The sequence below is a fragment of the Streptococcus sp. HMSC077D04 genome, assembly GCF_001808785.1.
Lineage (GTDB): Bacteria > Bacillota > Bacilli > Lactobacillales > Streptococcaceae > Streptococcus > Streptococcus mitis_BX.
In genome coordinates this window covers 223,727-249,468 of record NZ_KV794536.1, presented here as the reverse complement: position 1 = coordinate 249,468, position 25,742 = coordinate 223,727, and the positions used below count along the sequence as shown (strand labels likewise).

Annotated in this window: 26 protein-coding genes and 1 pseudogene; 22 read left to right on the top strand and 5 right to left on the bottom strand. The window is 40.2% G+C overall.

The window, feature by feature from the left end; translation table 11 throughout:
* Positions 1–268: 268 nt before the first annotated feature.
* The 12 genes and pseudogenes from HMPREF2701_RS06130 to HMPREF2701_RS06070 all read left to right on the top strand — a co-directional run bounded on the left by HMPREF2701_RS06130 (position 269) and on the right by HMPREF2701_RS06070 (position 10,078).
* Positions 269–483 (top strand): annotated as a pseudogene (locus tag HMPREF2701_RS06130) (hypothetical protein).
* A 103-nt stretch (positions 484–586) separates the two neighbouring features.
* Entirely contained in the window at positions 587–1,270 is a 684-nt protein-coding gene (gene tsaB, locus HMPREF2701_RS06125) for a tRNA (adenosine(37)-N6)-threonylcarbamoyltransferase complex dimerization subunit type 1 TsaB (RefSeq protein WP_070482472.1), read from the top strand.
* Complete coding sequence (rimI, locus tag HMPREF2701_RS06120; RefSeq protein ID WP_070482469.1) at positions 1,267–1,704, top strand: ribosomal protein S18-alanine N-acetyltransferase; 438 nt, start codon at positions 1,267–1,269, stop codon at positions 1,702–1,704. Before tsaB ends, rimI begins: the two co-directional genes overlap by 4 nt.
* The gene (tsaD, locus tag HMPREF2701_RS06115) at positions 1,694–2,704 is read left to right on the top strand and encodes a tRNA (adenosine(37)-N6)-threonylcarbamoyltransferase complex transferase subunit TsaD (RefSeq protein WP_049519242.1); all 1,011 of its coding nucleotides are present in this window, start codon (positions 1,694–1,696) and stop codon (positions 2,702–2,704) included. The genes rimI and tsaD overlap by 11 nt, the downstream gene beginning before the upstream one ends.
* Before the next feature lie 304 nt (positions 2,705–3,008).
* Complete coding sequence (locus tag HMPREF2701_RS06110; RefSeq protein ID WP_049552421.1) at positions 3,009–3,614, top strand: hypothetical protein; 606 nt, start codon at positions 3,009–3,011, stop codon at positions 3,612–3,614.
* 140 nt (positions 3,615–3,754) lie between these two features.
* Positions 3,755–4,450, top strand: coding sequence for an AzlC family ABC transporter permease (locus HMPREF2701_RS06105; protein ID WP_083281739.1), 696 nt, complete (start codon positions 3,755–3,757; stop codon positions 4,448–4,450).
* A complete protein-coding gene (locus HMPREF2701_RS06100; protein WP_050207620.1) occupies positions 4,440–4,763 on the top strand; it encodes an AzlD domain-containing protein in 324 nt (107 codons plus the stop codon). Before HMPREF2701_RS06105 ends, HMPREF2701_RS06100 begins: the two co-directional genes overlap by 11 nt.
* A 255-nt stretch (positions 4,764–5,018) precedes the next feature.
* The gene (locus HMPREF2701_RS06090) at positions 5,019–5,849 is read left to right on the top strand and encodes an amino acid ABC transporter substrate-binding protein (RefSeq protein ID WP_004254995.1); all 831 of its coding nucleotides are present in this window, start codon (positions 5,019–5,021) and stop codon (positions 5,847–5,849) included.
* 153 nt (positions 5,850–6,002) lie between these two features.
* Positions 6,003–6,857: a MetQ/NlpA family ABC transporter substrate-binding protein gene (locus tag HMPREF2701_RS06085; protein ID WP_070482468.1), complete on the top strand. Its 855-nt coding sequence runs from the start codon at positions 6,003–6,005 to the stop codon at positions 6,855–6,857.
* A 99-nt stretch (positions 6,858–6,956) separates the two neighbouring features.
* The gene (locus HMPREF2701_RS06080; RefSeq protein WP_070482467.1) at positions 6,957–8,330 is read left to right on the top strand and encodes a M20 family metallopeptidase; all 1,374 of its coding nucleotides are present in this window, start codon (positions 6,957–6,959) and stop codon (positions 8,328–8,330) included.
* Entirely contained in the window at positions 8,323–9,384 is a 1,062-nt protein-coding gene (locus HMPREF2701_RS06075; RefSeq protein WP_070482466.1) for a methionine ABC transporter ATP-binding protein, read from the top strand. Before HMPREF2701_RS06080 ends, HMPREF2701_RS06075 begins: the two co-directional genes overlap by 8 nt.
* Before the next feature lies 1 nt (position 9,385).
* A complete protein-coding gene (locus HMPREF2701_RS06070; protein ID WP_000444647.1) occupies positions 9,386–10,078 on the top strand; it encodes a methionine ABC transporter permease in 693 nt (230 codons plus the stop codon).
* A gap of 28 nt (positions 10,079–10,106) precedes the next feature.
* On the opposite strand, the gene HMPREF2701_RS06065 is transcribed toward HMPREF2701_RS06070, so the two are convergent.
* Positions 10,107–10,676, bottom strand: a complete 570-nt coding sequence (locus HMPREF2701_RS06065; RefSeq protein ID WP_061589642.1) for an MptD family putative ECF transporter S component — start codon at positions 10,674–10,676, stop codon at positions 10,107–10,109.
* Positions 10,677–10,810: 134 nt separating this feature from the next.
* On the opposite strand from HMPREF2701_RS06065, the gene HMPREF2701_RS06060 reads away from it, so the two are divergent.
* The 5 genes from HMPREF2701_RS06060 (at position 10,811) to nrdI (ending at position 15,503) form a co-directional block, all read left to right on the top strand.
* Positions 10,811–11,425, top strand: coding sequence for a YesL family protein (locus HMPREF2701_RS06060; RefSeq protein WP_061589641.1), 615 nt, complete (start codon positions 10,811–10,813; stop codon positions 11,423–11,425).
* Positions 11,403–13,073, top strand: a complete 1,671-nt coding sequence (locus tag HMPREF2701_RS06055; protein ID WP_315940758.1) for a sensor histidine kinase — start codon at positions 11,403–11,405, stop codon at positions 13,071–13,073. Before HMPREF2701_RS06060 ends, HMPREF2701_RS06055 begins: the two co-directional genes overlap by 23 nt.
* Before the next feature lie 11 nt (positions 13,074–13,084).
* Positions 13,085–14,371, top strand: a complete 1,287-nt coding sequence (locus HMPREF2701_RS06050; protein ID WP_070482465.1) for a response regulator transcription factor — start codon at positions 13,085–13,087, stop codon at positions 14,369–14,371.
* Between the two features lie 60 nt (positions 14,372–14,431).
* Positions 14,432–14,965, top strand: a complete 534-nt coding sequence (locus tag HMPREF2701_RS06045; protein WP_049487383.1) for an ABC transporter permease — start codon at positions 14,432–14,434, stop codon at positions 14,963–14,965.
* A gap of 73 nt (positions 14,966–15,038) precedes the next feature.
* Positions 15,039–15,503 (top strand): class Ib ribonucleoside-diphosphate reductase assembly flavoprotein NrdI, encoded by a 465-nt coding sequence (gene nrdI / locus HMPREF2701_RS06040; protein WP_020901834.1) that lies wholly within the window; start codon positions 15,039–15,041, stop codon positions 15,501–15,503.
* A 177-nt stretch (positions 15,504–15,680) separates the two neighbouring features.
* Here nrdI and HMPREF2701_RS10735 read toward each other — a convergent pair whose 3' ends face one another.
* Together HMPREF2701_RS10735 and HMPREF2701_RS06035 are read right to left on the bottom strand one after the other, a co-directional pair.
* Complete coding sequence (locus HMPREF2701_RS10735) at positions 15,681–15,911, bottom strand: hypothetical protein (protein WP_083281738.1); 231 nt, start codon at positions 15,909–15,911, stop codon at positions 15,681–15,683.
* Complete coding sequence (locus HMPREF2701_RS06035) at positions 15,904–17,997, bottom strand: hypothetical protein (RefSeq protein ID WP_083281737.1); 2,094 nt, start codon at positions 17,995–17,997, stop codon at positions 15,904–15,906. Before HMPREF2701_RS06035 ends, HMPREF2701_RS10735 begins: the two co-directional genes overlap by 8 nt.
* 291 nt (positions 17,998–18,288) lie before the next feature.
* Between HMPREF2701_RS06035 and HMPREF2701_RS06030 the strand changes: the two genes are divergently transcribed.
* From HMPREF2701_RS06030 to HMPREF2701_RS06020, 3 genes are read left to right on the top strand one after another with little or no spacing between them, the layout of a single operon-like run.
* Complete coding sequence (locus tag HMPREF2701_RS06030; protein ID WP_070482463.1) at positions 18,289–19,206, top strand: IS1595 family transposase; 918 nt, start codon at positions 18,289–18,291, stop codon at positions 19,204–19,206.
* Positions 19,196–19,651 carry a hypothetical protein gene (locus HMPREF2701_RS06025; protein ID WP_070482461.1) on the top strand — a complete coding sequence of 152 codons (456 nt, stop codon included), beginning with the start codon at positions 19,196–19,198 and terminating at the stop codon, positions 19,649–19,651. The genes HMPREF2701_RS06030 and HMPREF2701_RS06025 overlap by 11 nt, the downstream gene beginning before the upstream one ends.
* Before the next feature lie 2 nt (positions 19,652–19,653).
* Positions 19,654–19,962: a hypothetical protein gene (locus tag HMPREF2701_RS06020; protein WP_070482459.1), complete on the top strand. Its 309-nt coding sequence runs from the start codon at positions 19,654–19,656 to the stop codon at positions 19,960–19,962.
* Positions 19,963–20,138: 176 nt separating this feature from the next.
* Here HMPREF2701_RS06020 and HMPREF2701_RS06015 read toward each other — a convergent pair whose 3' ends face one another.
* Both HMPREF2701_RS06015 and argS read right to left on the bottom strand, forming a co-directional pair.
* Positions 20,139–20,384 carry a hypothetical protein gene (locus tag HMPREF2701_RS06015; protein ID WP_020903404.1) on the bottom strand — a complete coding sequence of 82 codons (246 nt, stop codon included), beginning with the start codon at positions 20,382–20,384 and terminating at the stop codon, positions 20,139–20,141.
* A 496-nt stretch (positions 20,385–20,880) separates the two neighbouring features.
* Positions 20,881–22,572, bottom strand: coding sequence for an arginine--tRNA ligase (argS, locus tag HMPREF2701_RS06010; protein ID WP_061589637.1), 1,692 nt, complete (start codon positions 22,570–22,572; stop codon positions 20,881–20,883).
* Between the two features lie 135 nt (positions 22,573–22,707).
* Here argS and argR point away from each other — a divergent pair, with 135 nt between their 5' ends.
* The gene (argR, locus tag HMPREF2701_RS06005) at positions 22,708–23,154 is read left to right on the top strand and encodes an arginine repressor (protein ID WP_001231476.1); all 447 of its coding nucleotides are present in this window, start codon (positions 22,708–22,710) and stop codon (positions 23,152–23,154) included.
* A gap of 50 nt (positions 23,155–23,204) precedes the next feature.
* Complete coding sequence (gene mutS, locus HMPREF2701_RS06000; protein WP_061589636.1) at positions 23,205–25,739, top strand: DNA mismatch repair protein MutS; 2,535 nt, start codon at positions 23,205–23,207, stop codon at positions 25,737–25,739.
* Positions 25,740–25,742 lie beyond the last annotated feature (3 nt).

Below are 25,742 nucleotides of genomic sequence, written 5' to 3'. Positions count from 1 at the left end.
TTCTATTTACAGGTCAGCTTATTCCAAACTTTTAGCAGAGATTTGCTTGATTTCATTCCATTTTGTGTCTAGATTGACCTTGATTCGTTACAATTATTTCAATTATACCACAAAATGAAAGATTAGTAAAAGACAGAAACGAGAAAGTAATGGGGCGATTCGTCGAGTAAACGCTTGCAAAAAATAAAAATGTGTTATATTGATAACGGAAGTGAAATTTATTGCTTGTCTTAATTCCATATAGATTTTAAGTCAAGGAGGTTGCCCTATGTATAACTTATTTGCTTTTGCTATCGGAGCTCGCTTGGTAGCTTTTATTGTTTTTGTTGTTGCGTTTATGCGGGGAATCTTCTATTTGCCAAACTGGAACGACGACAAACCAAGTTCTTGTGGAAAATTACCTTTGTGACGCTCTATTCAATTTTTATCCTCCTTGTAACCTATGTCGTTTGGTTTGTATTTTACTTTGGATTAAGTGCTTAGATGCCCTGCTTATGCTGGGGCTTTTTGTTTGGGGGCAAAGAAAATTCCCATGTGCCAGCTTTTGTAGTATAATAGTAAGCAGACAAAAAGATAGGAATGTGTTATGAAAGTATTAGCTTTTGATACGTCCAGCAAGGCTCTTTCTCTCGCTATTTTAGAGGACAAGCAGGTTCTTGCCGAGACGACGATTAATATTAAGAAAAATCACAGTATTACCCTCATGCCTGCCATCGATTTTTTGATGGCAAGTTTGGATTGGACACCCAAGGATTTGGACCGAATTGTGGTGGCGGAAGGGCCAGGTAGCTATACAGGCTTGCGAATCGCGGTAGCCACTGCCAAGACTTTGGCTCATACCCTGAACATTGAGTTAGTTGGTATGTCTAGCCTCTTGGCTCTGGTGCCCTACCAACAAGAAGGCTTGTTCGTTCCTTTGATGGATGCGCGTCGCAACAATGTTTATGCAGGATTTTATGAAAATGCTAAACCTGTCATGCCAGAAGCGCACCAATCTTTTGAAGAAGTGTTAGAGAAAGTTAAGGGTGCTAGTCAGGTAACCTTTGTCGGAGAAGTTGGAGCCTTTGTGGAGCAGATTCAAGAACATTTACCAAGGACTAATTACAAAGAAACCTTGCCTAATGCAGCCAATCTTGCTCTTTTGGCTTGGGACAAGGAAGCAGACTCCTTGCATGATTTTGTACCCAACTACCTCAAACGTGTTGAGGCTGAGGAAAACTGGCTCAAGAACCATACCGAGTCTGGTGAGTCCTACATTAAACGCCTATGATAGAAATCAAACGAACTCAGCAGCAGTCTGACTTGGCTCAAGAAATCTATGCTATCATGGCGGATGTTTACCCAGTCAGCCCGTGGACTTTGGAGCAAATCCAAGCAGACCTGGCTCAAGACCAGACTTGGTATGCTCTGGCTTATGATGAGGCAGAAGTGATTGGCTTTCTAGCCGTGCAGGAGAATCTTTTTGAAGCAGAAGTCCTGCAAATTGCTGTTAAAGGAGCCTATCAGGTCCAGGGTATTGCCTCGGCCTTGTTTGCTCAATTGCCGACAGACAAGGAGATTTTCCTCGAAGTCAGAAAGTCAAATCAACGAGCGCAAGCATTTTACAAGAAAGAAAAGATGGCAGTCATCGCTGAGCGAAAGGCCTACTACCATGACCCAGTCGAGGACGCCATTATCATGAAGAGAGAAATAGATGAAGGATAGATATATTTTAGCATTTGAGACATCCTGTGATGAGACCAGTGTCGCCGTCTTGAAAAACGACGATGAGCTCTTGTCCAATGTCATTGCTAGTCAAATCGAGAGTCACAAACGTTTTGGGGGCGTAGTGCCGGAAGTAGCCAGTCGTCACCATGTCGAGGTCATTACAGCCTGCATCGAGGAGGCACTGGCAGAAGCAGGGATTACGGAAGAGGACGTGACAGCTGTGGCTGTTACCTATGGACCAGGCTTGGTCGGAGCCTTGCTAGTTGGTTTGTCGGCTGCCAAGGCCTTTGCTTGGGCGCATGGACTTCCGCTGATTCCCGTTAACCACATGGCTGGCCACCTCATGGCCGCTCAGAGTGTGGAGCCTTTGGAGTTTCCCTTGCTAGCCCTCTTGGTTAGCGGTGGACATACGGAGTTGGTCTATGTTTCCGAGGCTGGTGACTACAAGATTGTTGGAGAAACGCGAGATGACGCGGTTGGTGAGGCTTATGATAAGGTCGGCCGTGTCATGGGCTTGACCTATCCTGCAGGTCGTGAGATTGATGAGCTAGCTCATCAGGGACAGGATATTTATGATTTCCCCCGTGCCATGATTAAGGAAGATAATCTAGAGTTTTCATTCTCAGGTTTGAAGTCTGCCTTTATCAATCTTCACCACAATGCCGAGCAAAAGGGAGAAAGTCTGTCTACAGAGGACTTGTGTGCTTCCTTCCAAGCAGCAGTCATGGATATTCTTATGGCTAAAACCAAGAAAGCCTTGGAGAAATACCCTGTTAAAACCCTTGTCGTGGCAGGTGGTGTGGCAGCCAATAAAGGTCTCAGAGAACGCCTAGCGGCCGAAATCACAGATGTCAAGGTCATCATCCCACCACTGCGTCTTTGTGGAGACAATGCAGGAATGATTGCCTATGCCAGCGTCAGCGAGTGGAATAAAGAAAACTTCGCAGGCTTGGACCTCAATGCCAAACCAAGTCTCGCTTTTGATACTATGGAATAAAGAAGAGTCTGTCTGATTAGGATCAGTTGATTTTTTCTTCTATTTGGGTAGTGATCTCATATTTGCAGTCTTATTTAGAGCAACAAAGTTTATTTATTGGTCTATTGGACTGCATATAGTTTATAACGGCATTGGTCTTTATATTCTTTTATCAATCATAAAAACAAAAGAACTGACTAGCTAAGTATTATAAATGAGACGGGTTTGTTAGTCTTTTTTATTATAACGGTTTGTTACTTACCCTTCACGAAATCCGACTCTATCAAAGTTTGTCAATCATAGAGTTTTTTAGTATAGTAGAAATATGAAATTTACAAAAATAATCAGTAGTTTGTTTGCTCTAGGAACTTTACTCATGTTGCTAACAGCTTGCTATAATTTTAAAAAGACACAACTGGTCTTGTTTGAATCACTTTCATTCAATATGCCGCTTAAATCCTTTGAAGAAGTTTTTGGTGAGGCTAGCGAAGTGGTAGAAGAAACCGAGACGGGCTATCGAGATAGCTGGCATGCAGAAGACCCCTATTTTTATAAAACGGGACGCCTTTTCTATGATTACGAAAATATTGCTTTGAATAGTTATATAGGTCGAGCAAGATTCACATTTTCAAAATCACATCGCTTGGAAAAAGCGACAGTTCATATTCCTGTAACTTCAAAGGTGGAGCAACAAGTAGTGCTCAACAATCTATCCCAGACTATAAAAAAAGAAATTAAGGCTCTTCCGAATTTCCAATCTGTAACTACCGAGACGGTAGGACTATACGATGACGGCTATCGCTATAAAGTCAAGTTGAAAGGACAAAGGAGAGAATTCTGGATTGATGTTTATCCGACAGAAGATGAAGATGCTAAAGAAATTGAAGATAAAAAGTATACTATTCGGGTGGATCAATTTAGAATGTATTAATAACACTGGGATTTCAGCATTTTTTACTAGCTCCAAGTTTCAGATTCAAAACTTTTTTCTCTTCTATGAATGTGTTATAATAGTCCATGCTGTGGCTGGAGCTTTTTCAGGCCACCTATTAAGACAATATGAGGAGAAAGATGAAAGAAAAAGGATTTTGGGAGGGGGCGCAGGCAGCCATGCCAACGGCCCTTGGTTATGTCAGTATCGGACTAGCCTGTGGAATTATCGGTGCACCTTATGTGACACCTGTTGAGATGGCCTTGATGAGCCTCTTTGTTTATGCTGGGAGTGCCCAGTTTGCCATGTTGGCCTTGATTGCAGTGCAGGCACCTGTAGCTGCCATTGCCATGACGGTCTTTTTGATCAATTTACGTCTCTTTTTGCTGAGTTTACATGCATCGACTTATTTCCGTCACACTAGTCTATGGCACAATATCGGTATGTCTAGTATCTTGACGGATGAGACTTATGGTGTATTGATGGGCGAATTGGCCCATGCAGACAAGGTCAATCCTATGTGGATGCACGGAAACAATCTCAACAGCTATGTGGCTTGGTTTGTTGGGACAGTAGTCGGAACTGCTCTGGGTGGTCTGCTACCAAATCCAGAAATTTTTGGTTTGGACTTTGCTTTGGTTGGGATGTTCATCGGAATTTTTGCTTCGCAATTCCAGATTATGCAAAGACGGATTCCTGTCCGTAATCTGCTGATTATCCTAGCAGTTGTTGCGGTGTCCTTCTTTTTACTCTTAACAGTGGTGTCTCAATCACTAGCTGTTCTGTTTGCGACGCTACTTGGTTGTACAATGGGGGTGGTTTTAGATGGTCAGTAAGTATCTTTTATTAGCAGTTATTTTCTCTGGCTTAGTGACCTGGATTCCCCGTATGATTCCCTTCATCTTGGTCAAGTATAAGGGCCTGCCTGCGATTGTTGAGCGTTTTTTGAAGTTCTTGCCCGTTTCTATTATCTTCGCCTTGATTCTTTCAAGCGTAGTGACAGGCAAGGTTGGTAACTTACCTCAAATCAAATGGCTGGACTTCTTAGCCGTCTTTCCAACAGCTTGGGTGGCCTTTCGCTACCGCAATCTAGTCGGAACAGTTCTCTTTGGGGTGGTCTTAATTGCAGTCTTGCGTTTAGTCTTTTAATACTCTTCGAAAATCAAATTCAAACCACGTCAGCGTCGCCTTACCGTATATATGTGACTGACTTCGTCAGTTCTATCTGCAACCTCAAAGCAGTGCTTTGAGCAACCTGCGGCTAGCTTTCTAGTTTGCTCTTTGATTTTTATTGAGTATAAATTAGCCATAAAGAAAACCTATCACAGAGATAGATATCATATAATGGCGTAAATGCTCTTTTTCTGTTAAGATTATAAGGTATTCTATTTTGGAGGAAATGACATGAAAAAAATCGTTAAATACTCATCTCTTGCTGCTCTAGGGCTTGTTGCTGCAGGTGTGCTAGCAGCTTGCTCAGGTGGTGCGAAAAAAGAAGGAGAAGCAGCTAGCAAGAAAGAAATTATCGTTGCAACCAATGCTACACCAAAACCATTCAACTATGAAGAAAATGGCGAATTGACTGGTTACGAAATTGAAGTGGTTCGCGCTATCTTTAAAGATTCTGACAAATATGATGTCAAGTTTGAGAAGACAGAATGGTCAGGTGTCTTTGCAGGACTTGATGCTGACCGTTACAATATGGCTGTTAGCAACATCAGCTACACTAAAGAACGTGCTGAAAAATACCTTTATGCAGCTCCAACTGCTAAAAACCCTAACGTTCTTGTAGTGAAAAAAGATGACCCTAGCATCAAATCGCTTGATGATATCGGTGGAAAATCAACAGAAGTTGTTCAAGGGACAACATCTGCTAAACAGCTAGAAGACTACAACAAACAACATTCAGATAATCCAACTGTCCTAAAGTATACTAAAGCGGACTTCCAACAAATCATGGGACGCTTGAGCGATGGCCAGTTTGACTACAAGATTTTTGATAAAATCGGTGTTGAAACAGTCATCAAGGACCAAGGTTTGGACAACTTGAAAGTTATTGAACTTCCAAGCGACCAACAACCTTACGTTTACCCACTTCTTGCCAAAGGTCAAGATGAGTTGAAAACATTTGTAGACAAACGTATCCAAGAACTCTACAAAGATGGAACTCTTGAAAAGTTGTCTAAACAATTCTTTGGAGACACTTACCTACCAGCAGAAGCTGATATTAAATAATTTTTTGAAATCATCCATTCTGAATCAGGTGGGTGATTTCTCAATTTTTAAGTATATAGTTTTAAACTATATATCTGATTATCTAATAACAATTTGTGAAATCAAACAAATTGTGAGATACTAGTACGGTATTATTTTTAAGGAGAAAGAATCATGAAAATCAAAAAATGGCTTGGTGTAGCAGCCCTTGCTACAGTCGCAGGTTTGGCTCTTGCAGCTTGCGGAAACTCAGAAAAGAAAGCAGACAATGCAACAACTATTAAAATTGCAACTGTCAACCGTAGCGGTTCTGAAGAAAAACGTTGGGACAAAATCCAAGAATTGGTTAAAAAAGACGGTATCACTTTGGAATTTACAGAGTTCACAGACTACTCACAACCAAACAAGGCAACTGCTGATGGTGAAGTAGACTTGAACGCTTTCCAACACTATAACTTCTTGAACAACTGGAACAAAGAAAACGGAAAAGACCTTGTAGCGATTGCTGATACTTATATCTCTCCAATCCGCCTTTACTCAGGTTTGAATGGAAGTGACAACAAGTACACTAAAGTAGAAGACATCCCAGCAAATGGAGAAATTGCTGTACCAAACGATGCTACAAACGAAAGCCGTGCGCTTTACTTGCTTCAATCAGCTGGCTTGATTAAATTGGATGTTTCTGGAACTGCTCTTGCAACAGTTGCTAACATCAAAGAAAATCCAAAGAACTTGAAAATCACTGAATTGGATGCTAGCCAAACAGCTCGTTCATTGTCATCAGTTGACGCTGCTGTTGTAAACAATACTTTCGTTACAGAAGCAAAATTGGACTACAAGAAAGCACTTTTCAAAGAACAAGCTGATGAAAACTCAAAACAATGGTACAACATCATCGTTGCGAAAAAAGATTGGGAATCATCACCTAAGGCTGATGCTATCAAGAAAGTGATCGCAGCTTACCACACAGATGAAGTGAAAAAAGTTATCGAAGAAACATCAGACGGTTTGGATCAACCAGTTTGGTAATAAGAAACAGGGAGGTGGGAGAGAAAATTCCACCTCTTGCTTTTGTATAGAGCATGGATTGTAAAGAAGACTATTCGTTCATAGAAAGGTAGAGAGAATATGGTTTTTCCTAGTGAACAAGAACAAATTGAAAAATTCGAAAAGGATCATGTAGCCCAGCATTATTTTGAGGTTTTGCGTACCTTGATTTCTAAGAAATCGGTCTTTGCCCAGCAGGTTGGACTTAAGGAAGTCGCAAATTATCTGGGTGAGATTTTCAAACGTGTTGGGGCTGAAGTGGAGATTGATGATACTTATACGGCGCCCTTTGTCATGGCACATTTCAAGAGTTCGCGTCCAGATGCCAAAACCTTGATTTTCTATAACCACTATGACACTGTGCCAGCGGATGGGGATCAGGTCTGGACAGAGGATCCCTTTACGCTTTCGGTCCGCAATGGCTTCATGTATGGGCGTGGGGTTGATGACGACAAGGGTCATATCACAGCTCGTTTGAGTGCTTTGAGAAAATACATGCAGCATCATGATGACCTACCTGTCAATATTAGTTTTATCATGGAGGGAGCGGAGGAATCGGCTTCGACAGACCTAGATAAGTATCTAGAAAAGCATGCGGATAAACTCCGTGGTGCGGATTTATTGGTCTGGGAACAAGGAACCAAAAATGCCTTGGAACAGCTGGAAATTTCGGGTGGAAATAAGGGGATTGTGACCTTCGATGCCAAGGTTAAAAGTGCTGATGTGGATATCCACTCCAGTTATGGTGGGGTTGTGGAATCAGCTCCTTGGTATCTCCTCCAAGCCCTACAGTCTCTTCGTGCGGCAGATGGCCGTATCTTGGTTGAAGGCTTGTACGAAGAAGTTCAAGAGCCAAATGAACGTGAATTGGCCTTGGTGGATACCTATGCCCAACGAAATCCAGGGGAAATCAGCCGGATTTATGGTTTGGAATTGCCTCTCTTACAAGAGGGCCGTGCAGCCTTTCTAAAACGTTTCTTTTTCGAGCCAGCTCTTAATATAGAAGGGATTCAGTCAGGTTATCAAGGACAAGGGGTTAAAACGATTTTGCCTGCAGAAGCTAGTGCTAAGTTAGAAGTTCGTTTGGTTCCTGGCCTAGAACCGCATGATGTTCTGGAAAAAATTCGGAAACAGCTAGACAAAAATGGCTTTGATAAGGTAGAATTATACTATACCTTGGGAGAGATGAGCTATCGAAGCGATATGAGCGCGCCAGCCATTCTCAATGTGATCGAGTTGGCCAAGAAATTCTATCCACAGGGCGTTTCAGTCTTGCCGACTACAGCTGGAACAGGGCCTATGCATACGGTCTTTGATGCCCTAGAGGTGCCAATGGTGGCCTTCGGTCTAGGAAATGCTAATAGCCGGGACCACGGTGGAGATGAGAACGTGCGAATCGCCGATTACTACACCCATATTGAATTAGTAGAGGAGCTGATTAGAAGCTATGAGTAGAGACATTATCAAGTTAGATCAGATCGATGTGACTTTTCACCAAAAGAAGAGAATCATCACAGCGGTCAAGGATGTGACCATTCACATCCAAGAAGGGGATATTTACGGAATTGTTGGATATTCTGGAGCAGGGAAATCAACCCTTGTACGGGTGATTAACCTCTTGCAAAAACCATCTGCAGGGAAAATTACCATTGACGACGATGTGATTTTTGATGGTAAGGTCACTTTGACGGCAGAGCAGTTGCGTCGCAAACGTCAGGATATCGGAATGATTTTCCAGCATTTTAACCTGATGAGCCAAAAGACAGCAGAGGAGAATGTAGCCTTTGCCCTTAAACATTCTGGACTCAGCAAGGAAGAAAAGAAGGCTAAAGTAGCTAAGTTGTTGGACTTGGTTGGCTTGGCAGACCGTGCTGAAAACTACCCTTCACAACTATCTGGAGGGCAAAAGCAGCGTGTGGCCATTGCGCGTGCTTTGGCAAATGATCCAAAAATCTTAATTTCAGACGAGTCAACTTCTGCCCTTGACCCTAAGACAACCAAGCAGATTTTGGCCTTGTTGCAAGATTTGAACCAAAAATTAGGCTTGACTGTTGTCTTGATTACGCATGAAATGCAGATTGTCAAAGATATTGCCAATCGTGTGGCAGTTATGCAGGATGGGCATTTAATTGAAGAGGGTAGTGTTCTTGAAATCTTCTCAGACCCTAAACAACCCTTGACTCAAGACTTTATCTCAACAGCTACAGGTATTGACGAAGCCATGGTCAAGATTGAGAAGCAAGAAATCGTGGAACACTTGTCTGAAAACAGTCTTTTAGTGCAACTCAAGTATGCAGGTGCTTCGACAGACGAGCCACTTTTGAATGAATTGTACAAGCATTACCAAGTAACAGCTAATATCCTCTATGGGAATATCGAAATCCTTGACGGCACTCCTGTTGGAGAATTGGTTGTGGTCTTGTCAGGTGAAAAAGCAGCGCTAGCAGGTGCTCAAGAAGCCATTCGTCAAGCAGGCGTACAACTAAAAGTATTGAAGGGAGGACAGTAAGATGGAATCATTGATTCAAACCTATTTGCCAAATGTCTATAAAATGGGTTGGGCTGGTCAAGCAGGCTGGGGAACAGCCATCTACCTAACTCTTTATATGACAGTTCTTTCCTTCATCATCGGAGGTTTCTTGGGGCTTGTTGCAGGTCTCTTCCTTGTCTTGACAGCGCCAGGTGGTGTCTTGGAAAATAAAGTCGTTTTCTGGATTTTGGATAAAATCACCTCTATTTTCCGTGCGGTTCCTTTCATCATCCTCTTGGCAGTCTTGTCACCCTTCTCTCATCTAATCGTAGGAACAAGCATTGGTCCAAATGCGGCTATCGTACCGCTATCTTTTGCAGTCTTTGCCTTCTTTGCCCGTCAAGTACAGGTGGTATTGGCTGAGCTAGATGGTGGTGTCATTGAGGCGGCTCAAGCTAGCGGAGCGACATTCTGGGATATCGTAGGTGTTTACCTATCAGAAGGTCTGCCAGATTTGATCCGTGTGACGACTGTGACCTTGATTTCTCTTGTTGGAGAAACAGCTATGGCCGGTGCGGTTGGAGCTGGTGGTATCGGTAACGTAGCCATCGCCTATGGATTTAACCGCTACAATCACGATGTAACTATCTTGGCAACCATCATTATCATTTTGATTATCTTTGCAATCCAATTCTTGGGAGATTTCTTGACTAAGAAATTGAGTCATAAATAAAAAAGAGCCGTGCGGCTCTTTTTATTTATCAGATCTTCTGTGCAAATTTTTTACTCAAGGCTTGTCCAACCAAGGCGCCAACTAGGGCTCCGATGACAACACTAGCGATAAATAGAAGGATGGTTCCAGGATTTGGTGCGACCATGATACGGTCGATATATTCTTGGGATTTTCCTCTTGCTAGAAGAGTAGCCATATAGGTTTGGGGCGCAATCCACATGAGTAAGATTGGACCAGTTGAACTAAAGGCGAAAATAATGAAAGAAAGCAAATTTTTTGTTTGGTCCTTGTATTTTCCTAAATGAGCTACTCCATCTGCTAGGAGGCCACAGATAATTCCAGGAAGGAAGGCACCGGCACCGTGTTTGCTCCCCAAGAAAAATAGGGCGATGACAAGACCGATAGTGGTAATGGCTCCAAAGCGCGGAACTTTTGCGACTAGGATCATATAGACGCTACCGCCGACAAGGGCAGTAAAGGCAGGTGCATAAAACATGTTTCCAGTTTGGTCAAAGAGATTGCCCAAAAGGACACCAATCCCCATGCAGAGGAAGTAAAGAACTGCAAAGAGCAGTGTAGTTAAGATAGATTTGTTCATGAATTGTCTCCTGATAATTTTTTCACAATTCTCATTGTACCACGGTTTGGTGGGATTGTAAATGGATAGTCTATGTTTTTGAAAACGCTTGAAATATGATATAATAGTTTCATAGTTATTTTTAGGGGGATATCATGGGGAGATTTTTAGACTTTGTCTTTAATCGTTTCTTTTTAGGGATGATTGCGACAGCCTTCTTTTGGCTATTAACCTTGGTGGGAGGGATTATCCTTGGTCTAGCGCCTGCTAGTGCCACCTTGATGAGCCTATATGCAGAACATGGTTATAGCTTTCGGGAATACAGTTTGAAGGAGGCGTGGTCTCTTTATAAGCAAAATTTCGTCTCAAGCAACCTGATTTTCTATAGCTTTTTAGGGGTGGATATAGTTTTGGTCTATGGCCTGTATCTCTTGGTGCAATTGCCTCATCAGACTATTATTCATTTGATTGCGACCTTTTTGAATGTCCTAGTAGTTGCCCTGATCTTTTTGGCTTATACAGTATCTTTGAAATTACAAGTTTATTTTGATTTGTCCTATCGAAATAGTCTCAAACTATCCTTGATTGGCATCTTTATGAGTCTAGCAGCTGTGGCCAAGGTTCTCCTTGGGACAGTGCTACTTGTGGCAATTGGTTACTATATGCCTGCCCTACTTTTCTTTGTAGGAATTGGGATGTGGCATTTCTTTATCAGTGATATGTTGGAACCGGTCTATGAAAGTATCCATGAAAAATTGGCGACAAAATAGAATGAAGCAGTTTTGGCTACATACGCTTCTAAGAACCTACAGTTCAGTTATGATGATTATTATTGCGAGTTTTGCAATCTTACTCTCTTACGCTGACTGGGATTCACGGGAAAAGGAAGCCCAGAGAGTAGCCCAGCGTGTAACCACTCGAACAGTTGAAGAGGTGGAATATTATTATCGCGAGTCAGCCCAGCTAGCGCAAGATTTAGTAGCCAATCAAGACCGTATACAAGGGGTTTATAAGTACTTTAGCCTATCAACTTCTGAGTATTTTTATTGGTTGTTGGAGCATCAAGCGGCTTCCTCAACTTCTATTTCTCTGTATGAAAATATTGATGACCTGTATGTCCAAAATGACTATATAACGGGTGTTGCAATCGTCTTGCAGGACTTTAAAGAAGTTTATGTGTCAACAAGGGATAAAAGAAGTGGGCATGTCTTGCCTGCTGAGGCTTTTAAACCGGAGGCCAATAGTTTTGGAGTTCCTATTTTAGACCCAGCGACGGATCAATCTATAGGGGTTGTTTATATTTCCTTGGATCCAGAAATCTTATACCATGCTGTAGACAATACCCGGGGTCATATCCCGATGGCTGTTACTGTGACATCACCATTTGATACGGAGATTTTTCATATTGGTGAGAGGGTCAATAGGGAACATGAGAACTGGTTTGTTGGTGTAACCTCTCATGGCTATCAGGTTCAGGTAGCAGTTCCTAAAAACTTTGTTTTACAAGGAACGGTGACCAGCTCTGCTTTGATTGTGGGCTTGAGCCTTCTCTTTATTGTCATTCTCTATCTGACTTTGAGGAAGACTTTTGCTAACTACCAAAAGCAGGTAGTGGATTTGGTGGATTCCATTCAAGCTATTGCCCAAGGGGAAGAAGGTCTTCGCATTGATACGCTTGAAAAGGATCAGGAATTGCTCCTAATCGCGGAGACGACCAATGATATGTTGAATCGATTGGAAAAGAACATCCATGATATTTACCAGTTAGAGCTTAGTCAAAAAGATGCCAATATGCGAGCCCTGCAGGCGCAAATCAATCCTCATTTTATGTATAATACGCTGGAATTTTTGCGAATGTATGCAGTTATGCAGAGTCAAGATGAGTTGGCAGATATCATTTATGAATTCAGTAGTCTCTTGCGTAACAATATTTCTGACGAAAGAGAAACTCTTCTCAAACAGGAATTAGAATTTTGTCGTAAATATAGCTATCTCTGCATGGTTCGCTATCCTAAATCCATTGCCTATGGTTTCAAGATAGATCCAGGGTTAGAAAATATGAAGATTCCTAAGTTTACCTTGCAACCGCTGGTAGAAAACTATTTTGCGCATGGTGTTGACCATAGACGGACAGATAATGTGATTAGCATTAAAGCTCTTAAACAGGATGGTTTTGTAGAAATTTTAGTGGTCGATAATGGCCGTGGTATGTCGACTGAAAAGCTGGTCGATATCCGAGAAAAATTAAGTCAGAGACAGTTTGAACACCAGGCAAGCTATAGTGCAAAAAGGCAGTCTATCGGGATTGTGAATGTCCATGAGCGTTTTGTGCTCTATTTTGGGGATCGATATGCTATTACTATAGAGTCTGCAGAGCAAGCAGGTGTTCAGTATCGTATTACAATTCAAGATGAGTAGAAAGGGAGAAAATGTATAAAGTATTATTAGTAGATGATGAGTACATGGTGACAGAAGGTCTGAAACGTTTGATTCCCTTTGATAAGTGGGATATGGAGGTCGTCGCAACAGCCAGTCATGCTGATGAAGCTCTAGAATATGTCCAAGAAAATTCAGTAGATGTGGTCATTTCAGATGTCAACATGCCCGATAAAACTGGGCTTGACATGATTCGGGAAATGAAAGAAATCTTACCAGATGCCGCCTATATCCTGCTTTCAGGTTATCAGGAATTTGATTACGTAAAAAGAGCAATGAACCTTAGTGTGGTGGATTATCTGGTTAAGCCTGTTGATAAGGTAGAGTTGGGAAATCTGCTGGAGAAGATTGCAGGTCAGCTCGGTGAGAGAGGAAAGAAAAGTCAGACCCTTAGTCAAGATTTAGACGAGGCTGGATTTGCTAGTTATCTAGGAGATAAGGAGAACTGGTGGATAGGCCTATCCAAGGGAAAACAAGGCTCCTTCACCATTCCCTACTATGTCTTGGGTCAAGATTGGCAGATTTTCATTTCTGACCAACCCCTAGATGGTTTAGTTGTTACAGCTTTTGAAGCTCCTTATCAAGAACACTTTGAACGCTGGAAGCTGAACGCTGAGAAAGCCCTCTTTTACGGTTCTGTAAATCTAAAACAGTCTGAGAGTCTCTTTGCCTATTACGAACCGATTTATAGGGTTATCATTCAGGGGAATCTCAATCAAATCGTGGAAGAGTTGAATCTTTTGGAGAAGGTGGTTCTTAAGAATACACCGCGTGTTCCGATTACCAAACAGCTTTTTATCCAGTTTGTCATGGATGTCTTCCACTTGTTTGAACACCTCAAAGCTGATGATTTGACGGATATCGTCAAAACGATTCATGCTATTCAATCCTTCGATGAATTGGTTCTTTATATCAAGGAAACTCTGACCCGATTCTTTGGGCAATATCGTATGAATGAAAATGTGGTCAGTGTGTTGGAAGTTATTGGTCGTGATTACCAAAAAGAACTTTCTCTCAAGGATATCAGTAAGGATCTCTTTATCAATTCTGTCTATCTGGGTCAGTTGATTAAGCGTGAAACCAATTCGACCTTCGCAGAGTTACTAAACAAACAACGGATTAAGGCTGCCCAGCAGCTCTTGCTTTCAACTAGTGACAGTATTGAAGATATTTGTTATGCTGTTGGTTACAGTAATGTTGGATATTTCTATAAAGTGTTCCGAAAATTGTGCGGAAAATCGCCAAAAGCCTACCGAAAACAGGTGGAAACCACACTATAATATTTGTATCCCTTTACAAAAAGTGCTATAATATCGATAATAATATCAGGAGGTTCTATTATGAAAAAGAAACCAATCTATCTATGGGTATTACTGATTTTTTCAGCCTTACTCTCAGCAATGTCACTATTTGGAATCATATCTCCAGTACCTACTGCGGAGGGTATGAACAATCTAGAAACATCAGCATCAGGTGTTAATGCTACTTATGCTAAGGAGCTCGTTGCTTACACCATTAAGGTATCGGAGCATGGTCATTCTATCTTCAACATTCTCTTGGTTGTCTTATCTGTTATTCTGGTGGTTGTGTCTTTGGTTTTCCTTGTTCGTAAAAACATCCAATTGGCTAACTACACTTATCTTGCTTATGTCTTCGTTGCCATCGTTGGTTCTATCTACAACTTTATCGGCGTTCAGGATGCGGTTTTACTTTTTACAGACCCTAACATCCGTATGGGAGCGGAGCTTGGTGCCAAAGGTTCTGCTATTTTTGGGATCGTACTCAATGTTATCTTCCTAGCAATTGTCTTCTATAAAATGTGGCGTCAGCAAAAAGAATTGACAGAAACTCAAGAAGAGGAAGAACTTGCCTAAGAGTTGACAAAGCATAACTATCAAGATACAATCTTGGTAGTTATTTTTTATGATTTAAAAAAAGGAGGAGAACATGAAAAAAGTTTCCTTGGTCTACATCAGTCTGAGCGGAAATACGGAGAGTTTTGTGACGCGCTTGAAAGACTATCTCTTGTCCCAGTACGAGGGAATTGAGGTTCAAAAGATTCATATCAAGGATTTGGTCAAAGAAGGCCAAGATTTCTATGAAATGGACCATCCCTATGTTGCTTTTTTGCCGACTTACCTAGAAGGTGGGAATGGCGTGGATAACGGAGATGTCGAGATTTTGACGACACCAGTGGGAGATTTTATCGCCTATGGTGACAATGCTAGTAAGTGTTTTGGTGTGGTTGGTTCAGGAAATCGTAACTTTAATAACCAATACTGCCTGACAGCCAAGCAATATAGTCAACGTTTTGGCTTCCCTGTATTGGCTGATTTTGAAATGCGAGGTATGCTGGGAGATATCAAACGTGTCGCAGCGATTATCGCAGATTTGTATGAGTTGGAAAGTTAAGCTGAAACCAATCTTTCAATCATTAGAAGAAAGAACTTATTATATCCCCCTCTATAGCAGAGATGAAAATTACCTATAAAATTTTTGTGAACTATATATCAGTTTACACTAGACACAAGATATAGTATTTTCAAGAATATCAAAAAAGGCGACTTCCAAGCGGAAATCGTCTTTTAATTATTTAAGTAATTCATATTCAAAAATCTTTGGTAAAAGATAGGAGTTGTAATATTGTTTAAGTTCTTCTTTTAGAGATACAATATAACTATTTAAAATAGGATATTTATAGATGGTCGTCTTATTTTTTCCTACCCCTTCTGTCCAAGATTTATTTAACTGTTGTTCAATTTGATAAGTTCCGTAAGTGTTTTGAGGTGAAAATTCATCACACCCCTTCACTTCACTCATAATAAGCGACCATAAATTTAGCAATTTTTTTTTCATCAGCATTTAGCTGATAGTTTTGTAATGCTTGAAATGCTATTGTTTTTGATTCAGGGAAATCAAGACAAAGCTCATTCCGATAAAAAACCCCATCTTGCCCTTCAAAAGATAAACAATTATTTTTGTGTGATAGACAAGTATAAAGAAGACTAGCTTTTAAAAATTCTTTATCCATAAGATAGTCATTACCTCTATCAGATGATGTAAAGTAAAAATCTTTTTCAAACCAGTAGCTTTGAGGAAACATCTTTGTAGCAAATAATGGACAGACTTTTTCAAAGTTATCTTTTGTGATAAACATACCTCTCCCATTGAAATAAGCCAATCTTCCTAAATGAAACGAAGCAGAACCTTGACAAAAATAACCGAGAACGTTTGAATCATTGTAACTAATAGTATCTTGCTTTCTAACAACTGGATTCCCTTGACTGTCACAAGAGACAATTGTATGAGATTTACCTATATATCTCTTGTTGTATGAAGAGAAAGGGCTGTTAATTTCTTTTACAGTTGAATCATTTAATTGTATTAACTGGCCATCTTTATCAATATCGTATGTCTTCAATACAAAATCTTTAGGAGGGTTATTTTTCCCATAAGACCATAGAACACAACTAATAGCTGATGGACTAGCATGGAAATGTTTTCTGTTGAAAAGAAAACCACTTTCAAAACGATGATGAGGTTTGTCTATTAGTCCAATAGATTTAAAGTATTTTACAGGAGAGAATACAATATAGCTATCTGCATCTTGCCTAAGATAATATTTAAAAGCAGACCAAATAAAGCGATTAGCAAAGTCTCTAACAGAACTAATATTACTGTTTCTAAATGTATTTTTTGCATCTTTCATTTGTGTATAAACAAAAGATTCTTTATTTCCAGTACGATGTTTATTTCCTTCTTCGTCATAATAAGCACGAATTGAAGAACTATCATCGTAAGGAGGGTTTTCAAGTAGTATTATTGTGTATTTATCATCATTTACATACTGCATAATTAAAGGATTTTCAATATAATCTTTTGTCATTGCATCTGCATTGCTGATTTTACCGTTTTCATAGATAACATTTGCTTCTGTTGGTGGAATAATATTCTTTACTCTATCACCTATTCTTTCAGATAGTACCTTGTACTCATAATATTCATAAGTGCTGATCACGCAATGTGAAATCAGTTCCTCACCGTTTTTATCAAATTCCCCAATTAGAGCAGATTCCAGATTTCCAGTACCAGCACATCGGTCTATGATAACGTAGTCATTTCCATCTGGGACTTTAGCGACTGCTTCTTTTACAAGTTCAACTGCTTTTTGGCAGTAAATTTTAGGTGTATAATACGCTCCCAAATCTTTTTTATTAAGCTTATCATTAAGGCAGTCCATAAGATATTTAAATTTTGTATTAGTTGCATGTTGGTAGCTATTTATTAAGCCTTTAAAGTGTCTGGGGTCTCTAATTTCACCGTTAATATTTATTTTACCTGTACCATCTCCTAAAAAATCCCCTTTTTTAGCAGTTGGCATTTCTCGATAGTATCTCTCAGCCCAACCAACAATACAATTTTCATCAATATCAATAGGCACATACCAATCTGTTATATTTTCAACCTTGTTGATAAGCAGTTTCTTCACTTTATCAGCATCAACTTGGTTAGAGTAGTCATAAACAGCGTGAGGGGTGACATCTTTTGAAAAAGCATCATTATCTTTTGAAGCTGAACCAATATAGATTGTTTGTATATCCTCTAAATAATCCTTTGAGTGATATTCATAAACTTTGCTACCATTCAGGTCAATTAGTAAAATCCTCGCAGGAACAGATTGCCCTTTCACCCTTAATTTTGATAGATACTTTATCGCCTGGAATAGAACCTTACCTGTATTAGTAATATTTAACTTAAATTCCAAAATATTCCCGTGATAAACACCATCTGTACTATTAACTAATATCGAATTATCTTCTAAATAAGGAATCTTGAAATTTTTAAAAAATTCAATTTGTCCTTGTTTTTCTGTCTCATAGTTCTGTTTAGGCAATGCAACCACCACCTTTCAAAACTTCTATTAAGACGGAAAAACGACAAACTTTTTCACAAAAATGTGAAAAAGCCTGTTTTAGTGCTTGACAAAAAACACGTCCGATTACATAATCAGCGTGAGCTGTGAGCTGTGAGCTGTGAGCTGTGAGCTGTGATTGCGTTCATAATGCTTAATTTCCTTTGTTTTTGATACTTTTATTATATCAAAATTTTGGCTCTTTGCATAGTAGAAGTTTACATTTTTGTTGACAAATATTCTTGTTTTCGATATAATATAATCAAGAAGTAAGGAGTACCAGTTATGAAGTTTGAGTTTAAGTCGTTATTTGATTTACAATCTGCTTTTCCAGACGAACAGTCATGTATTGACCATTTAGAAAATATGATTTGGGGCGATATGATTATCAGCCCTTTTGATGCTACCTCAAAGGTCTACAAATGCAAAGGTAACAAATACCGTTGTAAAAATACTGGAAAATACTTCAATGTCAAGACTGGTACTCTTTTTGACAATTCTAAAATTGAACTTCGTAAATGGTTTATGGCAATTTGGCTTGTGACTTCTCACAAAAAAGGAATCTCATCTGTACAATTATCAAAAGATATTGGTGTTACGCAAAAAACAGCTTGGTTTATGCTAGAGCGTATTCGCAAATGTTTTGGTACTGAGAATAACAATAGACTTGATGATGTTGTGGAGGTTGATGAAACCTATATTGGCGGTAAAAACAAGAACCGTCATAACTCTAAGAAAATCAAAAATGCACAAGGACGTTCATTAAAGGATAAATCCGCAGTAGTTGGAATGGTTCAATGTCAAGGGAAAGTCAATGCTCATCATGTGCCAGATACAAAGACAAAAACATTGACCGAACAAATCGTCAAATACGTAAAGGAAACAGCTCAACTTTACACAGATGGATGGCTAGGTTATAATAAAGTGGCTAAGATGTATAATCATGACTTTGTTAATCATGGAATTAGTGAGTATGTGCAAGGTAATGTTTATACCAACACGATTGAAGGTTTTTGGGCTGGATTGAAACGTGGAGTATTAGGGATTTATCATTCGTGGTCTAAGAAATATATTCAAGACTATGTAGATGAATTTGTTTTTCGTTATAATACTCGTGACTATTCGGATAGTGAGCGTTTTAATCTCCTAATTTCAAATGCCTGTATTCGAACTAAATACAGGGAGCTGATTTATGGCTACTAATACATTACATGACCTACATTTTGAATTGGAAAGGTCTATCGCTCGTAGAGTTGATAGTAAGCTGATTGGTTATCAAGTTAGCCTTTCAGATGGTTTTTACAATAAATACACCAAACTTTGGGATAAGACCTATTCCTTTGATTTTGTTACTGAACATCGCTCTTTTTATACTCAACTGACAAAACGTTGTGTTTATGACATACTTGGAGATAGTCAAAAGAAAATTGATAGAAGGGCTATTGCCAAACAAATGGCTGAGTTAGAAGCCTTGGTTGATATTTCAGAAAGTAAAGAGGAGTTTCAGAACTTTTTTGAGAAAAAATACAGTCTCAAATTTCCTGATTTGAACGACTGCATTTATCAGAAGAAAAAAGAGTTATCTGATTTTGACAAAAAACTTTGGATAGCAATGCACTATAACCCTAGAAAAAATGAGGGGGAATAATAATGACAACGTGGTACGATTACATGGTGAGAGCTAGTGAATATGCTGGAAATGACGGTGATTTATGGTTTCGCTATCTTTATAAGGTCATTAAAGAAGAGGAGACTAAACTAACTATTGATGATGTAGAGAAATTATTGAAAAATCCTACCTTAACACCTTTCCAAAAAATAACCCTTCAAGATTCATTGACAGACGGAACGCATATAAGGAAACATGTTTTACAGGCGAACCGTAAAAGCAAGCCAAAGGATATTGGTATGGAACGGCTGAAAAAATATATGGCTGAACACCTAGTCGAATCGAGATAATTAAAAGACGAGTTCCACTTGGAAGTCGCCTTTTTGATATTATCGAAACACTACATATTGTGGTTGATGTAAACTAGTATATAGTTCCCAACTTTTTAATATAAATGTTATTTGCTATAGTTGGAAGATAAAAATTATGCCCTAAAAAACCGAGAAGAAAGCTTCTCGGTTTTTGATTATTTCAATTGATCTGTAATGTCTTTTGATAGCAACATTCCTAGATGATAAGTTTTATTGATGTAAGCAATGACATCATTGATATTTTCAGTCGTGTGAATTTTCTCTTTGATGTCAGACCTAAATGTTTCATCCTTTAAAAGTTGTTCTTGGTAGAGCCTTTGAAGTCTCTCCTTCTCGTACTTATTAAGCAGAAAAAGGAAAACCAAGCTAATCACAACGAGGATATAAGCATATTGGCTCATAGAATATCTCCCTGTATGATAAAGAAGTAGTGAATAAATCAATTTAGTGGATCTAAAATAGCAGAACAAGTCAGCAAAACTTGATAAGATTTCTGATAGACCTCTAAACCAAAATCCGTATAGATTTAGTGTAAGTTACTTAGATTGCTTTACATTCTAGTGACTTGAAGATTAGCACCAGCCACTAAGCCAATTAATAGATTTGGTTGACCAATTTAGTGAGGCGTTTAGGCAAGTGTCTCTGGTTACGACGTAAAGAAACATAAATCGATAATATTTATGTTTCTTTACTAGTGAAGCAGTTAGCTAGTCCGCATAAAAGCGGCTAGCGTCTAACAATTAGGAACTTTAGTTCCAATAACTTTAAGATTACGACGTTTTAGGACATAAATCAATCATATTTATGTCCTAAAACTAGTGAAGCGCCTAGCCAAAGTCCGAATAGGATTTGGCGTTAGTTACTTAGATTGCTCTGCAATCAAGTAACTTTGGCGATTTACATCTTCTCTGGCGCCTCCACTCCGAGCAAGCGAAGGGCTTCTTTGAGAACGACTGCTGTTGCGTAGCTAAGGGCTAGACGGCTGTCGCGTTCTGGGCTTTCATCCAAGATGCGTGTATGTGCATAGTATTTGTTAAAGGCTTGAGCTAGGCTAATTGCAAATTTAGCAATGATAGAAGGTTCAAAGTTATCCGCCGCACGGTTGATAATACGTGGGAAGTCTTGGATGAGTTTGATGATTTCCCAACTTTCAGCATCATTCAAGCTATAGTTGCCAGTTGTTTCTGGTTTGAAATCCGCTTTGCGTAAGATAGATTGAATACGAGCGTAGGCGTATTGAACGTAAGGTCCAGTTTCACCCTCGAAGGATACCATAGCTTCTAGGTCGAAGTCGTATCCATTTGTACGGTCGGTTTTGAGGTCATAGAATTTAATGGCTCCAACCCCAACAGCATGTGCTACCTGATCTTTATTTTCTAGTTCAGGATTTTTTGCTTCAATTTGGGCTTTGGCACGACTAACAGCCTCTGCAACAGTAGGTTCTAGCAAGATGACATTCCCTTTACGCGTAGAGAGTTTTTTTCCTTCTTTTGTAACCAAACCAAAAGGAACGTGGGTAATGTCGTCACTCCAGTCGTAGCCCATCTCTTGCAAAACAGCTTTGAGTTGTTTAAAGTGGGCAGATTGTTCTTGACCAACGACGTAGATAGATTTGGCAAATTGGTATTCGTTTTTACGGTAAAGGGCTGCAGCCAAGTCACGTGTGATGTAGAGAGTTGCACCATCAGATTTCTTGATGAGGGCTGGATGTTCAATTCCGTATTTCTCAAGATTCACAACTTGGGCACCTTCTGACTCAACAAGAAGGCCTTTTTCAGAAAGAATGTCTACAACTGCATCCATCTTATCGTTGTAGAAGGCTTCTCCATTGTAGCTGTCAAATTCGACTTGCAATTCATTGTATAGGCGGTTAAATTCCACCAAACTTTCATCACGGAACCATTGCCAAAGTGCGAGAGCTTCCTCGTCTCCATTTTCAAGTTTACGGAACCATTCGCGTGCTTCTTCATCCAAGCTAGGGTCATTTTCAGCCTCAGCATTGATGCGGACATAGAGTTTAAGGAGTTCATCAATTGGATGAGCTTTTACAGCTTCTTCGTCGCCCCATTTTTTATAGGCAACAATCAACATCCCAAACTGTTTACCCCAGTCTCCCAAGTGGTTGACCTTGACTGTTTGATAACCGATTTTTTGGAAAATATGTGACAAGCTATCTCCGATAACAGTTGAGCGCAGGTGACCAATAGAAAATGGTTTAGCGATATTGGGACTAGACATATCGATAACAACATTTTCTTGTTTACCAATATTTTGGTCAGCATAGTGTTCTTTTTCAGTGATAACAGCTTGCAATACTTGAGCAGAAATGGCAGATTTATCAAGGAAAAAATTGACGTAAGGTCCTGTTGCGACAACCTTTTCAAAGGCTTGGCTGTTAATTTTTTCAGCCAGTTCAGCAGCAATCATTTGAGGTGCTTTACGTTCGACTTTTGCAAGAGAAAAAGCAGGGAAAGCGATGTCTCCCATTTCTGAGTTTTTAGGGGTTTCCAGTAAATTTAAAATAGCCTCTTGGTCCAGGCTATCAATGACGCTAGCCAACTCGCTAGCAATCAATTCTTTTGTATTCATTAAGAGCTCCTTTTTGGACTTTTCTACTATTTTATCACAATTTTAAAGAAAGAAGAAAAAATTTTTGAAATCTCCTGTTTTTTTGGTATAATATAGTTATAAAATTAGTTATAAATATGCATATAAGAGGATTTTATGAGAAAAAGAGATCGTCATCAGTTAATAAAAAAAATGATTACTGAGGAGAAATTAAGTACACAAAAAGAAATTCAAGATCGGTTGGAGGCACACAATGTCTTTGTGACGCAGACAACCTTGTCTCGTGATTTGCGCGAAATCGGCTTGACCAAGGTCAAGAAAAATGATATGGTGTATTATGTACTAGCAAATGAGACAGAAAAGATTGATTTGGTGGAATTTTTGTCTCATCATTTAGAAGGTGTTGCAAGAGCAGAGTTTACCTTGGTGCTTCATACCAAATTGGGAGAAGCCTCTGTTTTGGCAAATATTGTAGATGCAAACAAGGATGAATGGATTTTAGGAACAGTTGCTGGTGCCAATACCTTATTGGTCATTTGTCGGGACCAGCACGTTGCCAAACTCATGGAAGATCGTTTGCTAGATTTGATGAAAGATAAGTAAGGTCTTGGGAGTTGCTCTCAAGACTTATTTTTGACAAGGAGAGACGGACAATGACGACAGAAAAGCTATCACCCGGCATGCAACAGTATGTGGATATTAAAAAGCAATATCCAGATGCTTTTTTGCTCTTTCGGATGGGTGATTTTTATGAATTATTTTATGAGGATGCGGTCAATGCTGCGCAGATTCTGGAAATTTCCTTAACGAGTCGCAACAAGAATGCGGACAATCCGATTCCTATGGCGGGTGTCCCCTATCATTCTGCCCAACAGTACATTGATGTCTTGATTGAGCAGGGCTATAAGGTAGCTATCGCAGAGCAGATGGAAGATCCGAAACAAGCAGTTGGGGTTGTGAAACGAGAGGTTGTTCAGGTCATTACGCCAGGGACAGTGGTCGATAGCAGTAAGCCGGACAGTCAGAATAATTTCTTGGTTGCCATAGACCGCGAAGGCAATCAATTTGGTCTAGCTTATATGGACCTGGTGACCGGTGACTTTTATGTGACAGGTTTATTGGATTTCACGCTGGTTTGTGGGGAAATCCGTAATCTCAAGGCGCGAGAAGTGGTGCTGGGTTATGACTTGTCTGAGGAAGAAGAACAAATCCTCAGTCGCCAGATGAATCTGGTACTCTCTTATGAAAAAGAAGGCTTTGAAGACCTTCATTTACTGGATTCACGATTAGCAGCTGTGGAGCAAGCGGCATCTAGTAAGTTGCTCCAGTATGTCCATCGAACCCAGATGAGGGAATTGAACCACCTCAAACCTGTTATCCGCTATGAAATCAAAGATTTCTTGCAGATGGATTATGCGACCAAGGCTAGTCTGGATTTGGTTGAGAATGCTCGGTCAGGCAAGAAGCAAGGCAGTCTTTTCTGGCTTTTGGATGAAACCAAAACAGCTATGGGTATGCGGCTCTTGCGGTCTTGGATTCATCGTCCCCTGATTGATAAGGAACGAATCGTCCAACGCCAAGAAGTGGTGCAGGTCTTTCTCGACCATTTCTTTGAGCGTAGTGATTTGACAGATAGTCTCAAGGGTGTTTATGACATTGAGCGCTTGGCTAGTCGTGTTTCTTTTGGCAAAACCAATCCCAAGGATCTCTTGCAGTTGGCGACTACTTTGTCTAGTGTGCCACGGATTCGCGCGATTTTAGAAGGAATGGAGCAACCTGATCTAGCTTATCTCATCGAACAACTGGATGGAATCCCTGAGTTAGAGAGTTTGATTAGCGCAGCGATTGCTCCTGAAGCTCCCCATGTGATTACAGAAGGTGGTATTATCCGAACTGGATTTGATGAGACTTTAGACAAGTACCGTCGCGTTCTCAGAGAAGGGACTGGTTGGATTGCTGAGATTGAGGCTAAGGAGCGAGAAAACTCTGGTATTAGCGCACTTAAGATTGTCTATAATAAAAAGGACGGCTACTATTTCCATGTGACCAATTCGCAACTGGGAAATGTGCCAGCCCATTTTTTCCGCAAGGCAACGCTGAAAAACTCAGAACGCTTTGGAACCGAAGAATTAGCCCGTATCGAGGGAGATATGCTGGAGGCGCGTGAGAAGTCAGCTAACCTAGAGTATGAAATTTTTATGCGCATTCGTGAAGAGGTCAGCAAGTACATCCAACGTTTACAAGCTCTAGCCCAAGGAATTGCGACAGTTGATGTCTTACAGAGTCTAGCAGTTGTGGCTGAAGCCCAGCATTTGATTCGACCTGAATTCGGAGATGATTCGCGGATTGATATCCAGAAAGGGCGCCATGCTGTCGTTGAAAAGGTCATGGGGGCTCAGACCTATATTCCTAATACGATTCAGATGGCAGAAGATACCAGTATTCAACTGATTACAGGGCCCAACATGAGCGGGAAGTCAACCTATATGCGTCAGTTAGCCATGACGGCGATTATGGCCCAGATGGGTTCCTATGTACCGGCAGAAAGTGCCCATTTACCGATTTTTGATGCGATCTTTACCCGTATCGGAGCAGCCGATGATTTGGTTTCAGGCCAATCAACCTTTATGGTGGAGATGATGGAGGCCAACAATGCCATTTCGCATGCGACCAAGAACTCTCTCATTCTCTTTGATGAATTGGGACGGGGAACTGCAACTTATGATGGTATGGCTCTTGCTCAGTCCATCATAGAATACATCCATGAGCATACCGGAGCCAAGACCCTCTTTGCGACCCACTACCATGAGTTGACCAGTCTGGAGTCCAGCTTGGAACACTTGGTCAATGTCCACGTGGCAACCATAGAGCAGGATGGGCAGGTAACCTTCCTTCATAAGATTGAACCAGGGCCAGCTGATAAATCCTATGGTATTCATGTTGCCAAGATTGCTGGCTTGCCAGCAGACCTGTTAGCAAGGGCGGATAAGATTTTGACTCAGCTAGAGAGTCAAGGAACAGAAAGTCCTACTCCCATGAGGCAAAAAAGTGCCGTCACAGAACAGATTTCACTATTTGATACGGCAGAAGAGCATCCTATCCTAGCAGAATTAGCTAAATTGGACATTTACAATATGACACCTATGCAGGCTATGAATGTTTTGGTTGAGTTAAAACAGAAACTATAAAAA

Coding starts and splice junctions, on each gene's coding strand:
- argR (WP_001231476.1), top strand. CDS start 22,708: ATGAGAAAAAGAGATCGTCATCAGTTAATAAAAAAAATGATTACTGAG.
- HMPREF2701_RS10735 (WP_083281738.1), bottom strand. CDS start 15,911: ATGAGTGAAGTGAAGGGGTGTGATGAATTTTCACCTCAAAACACTTAC.
- HMPREF2701_RS06025 (WP_070482461.1), top strand. CDS start 19,196: ATGGCTACTAATACATTACATGACCTACATTTTGAATTGGAAAGGTCT.
- tsaD (WP_049519242.1), top strand. CDS start 1,694: ATGAAGGATAGATATATTTTAGCATTTGAGACATCCTGTGATGAGACC.
- nrdI (WP_020901834.1), top strand. CDS start 15,039: ATGAAAAAAGTTTCCTTGGTCTACATCAGTCTGAGCGGAAATACGGAG.
- HMPREF2701_RS06100 (WP_050207620.1), top strand. CDS start 4,440: ATGGTCAGTAAGTATCTTTTATTAGCAGTTATTTTCTCTGGCTTAGTG.
- HMPREF2701_RS06105 (WP_083281739.1), top strand. CDS start 3,755: ATGAAAGAAAAAGGATTTTGGGAGGGGGCGCAGGCAGCCATGCCAACG.
- HMPREF2701_RS06045 (WP_049487383.1), top strand. CDS start 14,432: ATGAAAAAGAAACCAATCTATCTATGGGTATTACTGATTTTTTCAGCC.
- HMPREF2701_RS06075 (WP_070482466.1), top strand. CDS start 8,323: ATGAGTAGAGACATTATCAAGTTAGATCAGATCGATGTGACTTTTCAC.
- HMPREF2701_RS06110 (WP_049552421.1), top strand. CDS start 3,009: ATGAAATTTACAAAAATAATCAGTAGTTTGTTTGCTCTAGGAACTTTA.
- HMPREF2701_RS06065 (WP_061589642.1), bottom strand. CDS start 10,676: ATGAACAAATCTATCTTAACTACACTGCTCTTTGCAGTTCTTTACTTC.
- HMPREF2701_RS06015 (WP_020903404.1), bottom strand. CDS start 20,384: ATGAGCCAATATGCTTATATCCTCGTTGTGATTAGCTTGGTTTTCCTT.
- rimI (WP_070482469.1), top strand. CDS start 1,267: ATGATAGAAATCAAACGAACTCAGCAGCAGTCTGACTTGGCTCAAGAA.
- tsaB (WP_070482472.1), top strand. CDS start 587: ATGAAAGTATTAGCTTTTGATACGTCCAGCAAGGCTCTTTCTCTCGCT.
- HMPREF2701_RS06020 (WP_070482459.1), top strand. CDS start 19,654: ATGACAACGTGGTACGATTACATGGTGAGAGCTAGTGAATATGCTGGA.
- HMPREF2701_RS06050 (WP_070482465.1), top strand. CDS start 13,085: ATGTATAAAGTATTATTAGTAGATGATGAGTACATGGTGACAGAAGGT.
- HMPREF2701_RS06055 (WP_315940758.1), top strand. CDS start 11,403: ATGAAAAATTGGCGACAAAATAGAATGAAGCAGTTTTGGCTACATACG.
- mutS (WP_061589636.1), top strand. CDS start 23,205: ATGACGACAGAAAAGCTATCACCCGGCATGCAACAGTATGTGGATATT.
- HMPREF2701_RS06085 (WP_070482468.1), top strand. CDS start 6,003: ATGAAAATCAAAAAATGGCTTGGTGTAGCAGCCCTTGCTACAGTCGCA.
- HMPREF2701_RS06060 (WP_061589641.1), top strand. CDS start 10,811: ATGGGGAGATTTTTAGACTTTGTCTTTAATCGTTTCTTTTTAGGGATG.
- argS (WP_061589637.1), bottom strand. CDS start 22,572: ATGAATACAAAAGAATTGATTGCTAGCGAGTTGGCTAGCGTCATTGAT.
- HMPREF2701_RS06090 (WP_004254995.1), top strand. CDS start 5,019: ATGAAAAAAATCGTTAAATACTCATCTCTTGCTGCTCTAGGGCTTGTT.
- HMPREF2701_RS06030 (WP_070482463.1), top strand. CDS start 18,289: ATGAAGTTTGAGTTTAAGTCGTTATTTGATTTACAATCTGCTTTTCCA.
- HMPREF2701_RS06080 (WP_070482467.1), top strand. CDS start 6,957: ATGGTTTTTCCTAGTGAACAAGAACAAATTGAAAAATTCGAAAAGGAT.
- HMPREF2701_RS06070 (WP_000444647.1), top strand. CDS start 9,386: ATGGAATCATTGATTCAAACCTATTTGCCAAATGTCTATAAAATGGGT.